At 64.2% G+C, this 5,565-nt stretch carries 1 protein-coding gene; it reads left to right on the top strand.

Annotated features, from left to right (window positions below; genetic code table 11):
• Positions 1-5,565: amino acid adenylation domain-containing protein (locus VFA16_RS18655; protein ID WP_414687759.1), on the top strand; the 5,565-nt coding region annotated here is incomplete at both ends.

Raw genomic sequence — 5,565 nt, 5'->3', positions numbered from 1 at the left:
GAAGTCGCTGAGCAGGTCTTTCCGCTGACGCGGGCACAACTGGATATCTGGCTGGCGGCGGAAACTGGCCGCTACCCTGCAAAGTGGCAGATCGGCATGCTTGGCAAAATCGAGGGCACCCTCGAGCAAGCTTTGCTGCAGTCGGCAATCCGACAAGTGGTTTGCGAGGCGGAACCACTCAGAGCCGCCTTTTTTCGCGTAGACGGACAGGTTTATCAAAAGGCGCTCGATTACCCAGACGTAGAGCTCGCTTACTACGACCTCGTAAACCACCCGACTCCTGTTGAAGAAGCGCATCGACTGGCATCTTCTATTCAACGTACACCAATGCCGTTTGATGGCCCGTTGTTCAAATTTGCATTGTTTCAGACCCAGGCCGACGAATGTCATTTATTTATCTGCTGCCATCATATAGTGATCGATGGCATAGGACTTGCGCTGATAAGTCATCGAATCGCAGTCGTCTATTCCGCAATGGCATCTGGCGAGGAAATCCCCCCTGCGTTCTTTGGCTCATTACGGGACTTGGTTGATTCCGAATCAGAATACGAACAGTCCGCCGAGTATCTTAATGATCAGGCATATTGGAGTAGAAATCTCCCGTCGGAAAGCGAACCACCTCATTGGTTAGCGCACCCAGCGGACGGGCGCGATCCGGGCAAGCCTTCCGCGCCAGTTCAATTGGACCCGGTCATCGTTGCCGAGATCACCCAGTTGTCGCAGGTGCTGGGGGTGCGTCGAGCTTCACTGATTACCGCGGCCTGCGGCTTGCTTGTGCGGGGGTGCGATGTCGACGCTTCGGAGATAGTGCTCGATTTTCCGGTAGCTAGGCGGGTGCATCCGCGGGCGCAGACGGTGCCGGGAATGATTTCCGGGGTTGTGCCCCTGATATTGAAAGCCGCGCCGGGATCTACCGTCGCTGATTTTTGTCGGCATGTCGACTCACGCATGCGAGAAGCGTTGGAGCACCAGCGGTTTCCGGTGCATGTGCTGGAGAATACGTCCTGTTCCCGCAACGGCGAGCACCCGCCGAACCGGGTGGTGCTTAATTTCATTCCCGCGACACGGTTAGCGGATTTCGCCGGTGCCCCTGGTTCGGGGACTGTCACCCATTCTGGCTTCGAGGATCAGCTTGAGCTGTGGTTTATCCGCGCCGGCGATCAGCTTTTTCTCAATACGGCTGGCCCCAAGCAACATTTTTCCGATTCTGACCCCCGCGATTTAGCGGTGCGGTTAGAGCGGGTGTTGACGGCAATGACTGCCGATCCAGAGCGGTTGTTGGCATCTATTGACGTGCTCGACGAGCCCGAGCACACCAGATTGGAGCAGGTTGGTCATCGGTCGGTGCTGACGCAACCCGGGCCAGCCCCACCGTCGATTCCGGCGCTGTTCGCCGCGCAAGTCGCCCGTGCCCCCCACGCAGTCGCGCTGGTGTGCGGCGAGCGTTCGTGGAGCTACCGCGAAGTCGAGGACGCTTCTAATCGCTTGGCGCACTTGCTGGCTGGGCATGGGGTCCGGCCCGGTGAATCGGTGGCAGTGTTGTTGTCCCGTTCCGCAGAGGCGATCGTGTCGATCTTGGCGGTGCTCAAAACCGGGGCGGCCTATCTGCCGATCGACCCGGCGCTGCCGCAGGCGCGAGTGGAGTTCATGCTCGCCGACGCCATCCCCATCGCCGCCGTCACCACCACTGAGCTGGCCGAACGACTCGACGGCTATGAGCTCGTGGTCGTCGACGTCAACGACCCAGCCATCGATGCCCAGCCGTGCACAGAGTTACCGCTGCCGGCTCCTGACGAGATCGCCCACATCATCTACACGTCTGGCACAACCGGTACGCCCAAAGGCGTCGCGGTCACTCACCACAACGTCACCCGTCTATTCAACTCACTTGATGTCGGCGTTGACCTGGCGCCGGAGCAAGTTTGGACGCACTGTCATTCCCTGGCCTTCGACTACTCGGTCTGGGAGATGTGGGGTGCGCTGCTGCACGGCGGGCGGCTGGTGGTGGTGCCCGACGCGGTAACACGCTCGCCGCAAGACCTCCACGCCCTTCTGGTCGCTGAACAGGTCAGTGTCCTCAGCCAAACCCCGTCGGCGGTGAGCATGTTGTCGACTGAGGGTTTGGAGTCGGCGACGTTGGTGGTGGCCGGCGAGGCGTGTCCGGCCGAGGTGGTGGATCGGTGGGCGCCCGGGCGGGTGATGATCAACGGCTACGGCCCGACGGAGACCACGGTGTACGCCACGATCAGCGCGCCGCTTACGGCGGGCTCGGGGACACCACCGATCGGTTCGCCGGTGCCCGGGGCGGCGTTATTTGTGCTCGACGGCTGGCTGCGCCCGGTGCCGGAAGGTGTCGTCGGTGAGTTGTACGTGGCCGGCACGGGCGTCGGAGTGGGCTATGTGCATCGGCCGGGGTTGACCGCGTCGCGATTCGTCGCCTGTCCGTTCGGGGGGCGTGGGTCGCGCATGTATCGCAGCGGGGATCTGGTGCGCTGGCGCGCCGATGGGCAACTCGACTATCTGGGCCGTGCTGATGAGCAGGTCAAGATCCGCGGCTATCGCATCGAACTCGGCGAAGTCCGCGCCGCGTTGGCCGGCTGCGAGGGAGTCGATCAGGCGGTGGTGATCGCCCGCGAGGACCGCCCTGGCGACAAGCGCCTTGTCGGCTACATCACCGGCACAGCGGATCCGGGCGCGGCGCGCGCCGAGCTGGCGCGGCGGTTGCCGGCCTATATGGTGCCGGCCGCGGTGTTGGCGATCGAGGCGCTGCCCCTCACTCCCAACGGCAAACTCGATACCCGCGCCTTGCCCGTACCGGAAGGCCAGGATGCCGGTGGCGGTTATCGGGCGCCGGCCAACCCCATTGAGGAGATTCTGGCCGGCGTCTATGCCCAAGTGCTCGGGTTGGAGCGAGTCGGGGTCGACGACTCTTTCTTCGATTTGGGCGGGGATTCGCTGTCGGTGATGCGCCTGATCGCCGCAGTCAACACGGGCCTGGATACCGATCTGTCGGTGCGCACGGTGTTCGAGTCGCCCACCGTTGCCCAATTGGCGTCACGCATCACCGACCTGGGTCCGCGTCGGCTTCAGCCGCTGGTGCCGCTTGAGCGGCCCGCGGTGGTTCCGTTGTCGTTTGCTCAGAGCCGATTGTGGTTTATCGACCGATTGCAGGGCCGCTCCCCGGTCTACAACATAGCGGCGGCGTTGCGGCTGCGCGGACGGCTTGATGCTGACGCGTTGGGTGCGGCGCTGGCCGACGTGGTCGGCCGCCACGAAAGCCTGCGCACCGTCTTCACTACGTTTGAGGGCACACCCCGGCAGGTGGTCGTCCCTGTTGAGCGGGCCGATTTCGGGTGGGACGTCGTTGATGCCAGCGGCTGGTCGGCAAGCCAGCTGGACGAGGCCATCGGCGCCGCGGCGCGCTACACCTTCGATCTGGCCGCCGAAATCCCTATGCAGGCAAGGCTTTTCCGTGTTTCGGATGAGGAACACGTGCTGGTTGTGGTGGTGCACCATATCGCCGCGGATGGCTGGTCGCTCAGGCCGCTGGCGGCTGATCTGGGTGTAGCGTATGCCAGCCGGTGTGTCGGGCAAGCCCCCGGCTGGGAGCCATTGGCGGTCCAGTATGTGGACTACACGCTGTGGCAGCGCGCCCACTTTGGTGAACTGCAGGATCCGGACAGCCCGATTGCCGCGCAGGTGGCCTACTGGGAAGACGCTCTGGCGGGGCTGCCCGAACGTCTCGAGCTGCCTGTAGATCGGCCCTATCCGCCGGTGGCTGATTACCGCGGCGCCAGCGTGACGGTGGAGTGGTCCTCCGAGCTGCAGCAGCAGGTGGCTCGGGTGGCCCGCGAGCACAACGCCACCAGTTTCATGGTGGTGCAGGCCGCTTTGGCGGTGCTGCTGGGCAAGCTGAGCGCGAATCGTGATGTGGCGGTGGGCTTCCCGATCGCCGGGCGGCGCGACCCTGCCCTGGATGAATTGGTTGGGTTTTTCGTCAACACCTTGGTGCTGCGGGTCGATCTGACCGGCGACCCTACCGTGGCTGAGCTGCTGGCCCAGGTGCGGCGGCGTAGCCTGACTGCCTTCGAGCACCAGGACGTGCCGTTCGAGGTGCTGGTGGAGCGGCTCAATCCCACCCGAAGCCTGAGCCATCACCCCCTGATCCAGGTGATGTTGGCCTGGCAGAACCTCCCTTGGCAGGACAACGGTCCGGCAGCCGGATTGGCCGTGGGCGACTTGGACGTCACCCCGCTGCCAGTGGATACCCGCACTGCCCGCATGGATTTGGTGTTTTCGCTGGCCGAACAGTGGACCGAGACCGGTGAGCCCGCCGGGATCGGCGGGACGGTGGAATTTCGCACCGACGTGTTCAACACGGCCAGTATCCAGGCGCTGATTGAGCGGTTTGAGCGGGTGCTGGTGGCGATGACCGGCGACGTCGAGCGGTCGTTGTCGTCGGTGGATCTACTCGACATCGGTGAACACGCTCGCCTGGATCGGTGGGGTCACCGGGCGGTATTGACGGCGCCGGCATCCACGCCAGTGTCGATTCCAGGGTTGTTCGCCGCGCAGGTGCAGCGCACACCGGAGGCGGTGGCGCTGGTGTCTGATGGCCGTTCGTGGACCTATCGCGAACTGGATGAGGCGGCTAATCGGCTGGCGCATCTGTTTGCCGCTCATGGTGCGCGCCCGGGTCAGTCTGTGGCGCTGCTGTTGTCGCGTTCGGCTGAGGCGATCGTGGCGATTTTGGCTGTGCTCAAGAGCGGGGCTGCTTATCTGCCAATCGACCCGGCGCTGCCGCTGGCCCGCATCGCGGCCATCTTCGAGGATGCCCTACCCGTTGCTGCTATCACCACCGCGGAGCTGGCCAGGCGGCTGGGCGGGTTTGACGTGGCGGTCATCGATGTCGACGACCCCGCTGTCGACAGCCAGCCCTGTACCCCCTTACCGCTGCCGGCCCCGGACGATATCGCCCACATCATTTACACCTCTGGAACCACCGGGGTGCCCAAAGGGGTGGCCATCGCCCACCGCAACGTCACCCAGCTGTTCGACTCGCTGGATGTCGGCCTGCCGTCGTCAGGGGTGTGGTCGCAATGGCATTCCTACGGCTTCGACGTCTCGGTCTGGGAGCTCTGGGGCCCGCTCTTGCGCGGCGGGCGCCTGGTGGTGGTGCCCGAATCGGTTGCCCGTTCTCCAGAAGACTTCCACGCATTGCTTGTCGCCGAACAGGTCAATGTCTTAAATCAGACGCCGTCTGCGGCGGCGGTGCTATCGACTGAGGGATTGGATTCGGTGGCCTTGCTGGTGGGCGGCGAGGCCTGTCCACCCGAACTGGTCGATCGGTGGGCGCCCGGGCGGGTGATGATCAACGCCTACGGCCCGAGTGAAACGTGGTACACGACGATGAGCGCGCCGCTGGCGCCGGGGTCGGGGGTGCCGCCGATTGGTGCGCCGGTGGCCGGGGCGGCGTTGTTTGTGCTCGATGAGTGGTTGCGCCCGGTGCCGGTGGGGGTGATCGGTGAGGTGTATGTCGCCGGTGCCGGGGTGAGTTGCGGATAT

The sequence above is a fragment of the Mycobacterium sp. genome (assembly GCF_035653355.1).
GTDB lineage: Bacteria > Actinomycetota > Actinomycetes > Mycobacteriales > Mycobacteriaceae > Mycobacterium.
This window is presented reverse-complemented; position numbering and strand designations above follow the sequence as displayed.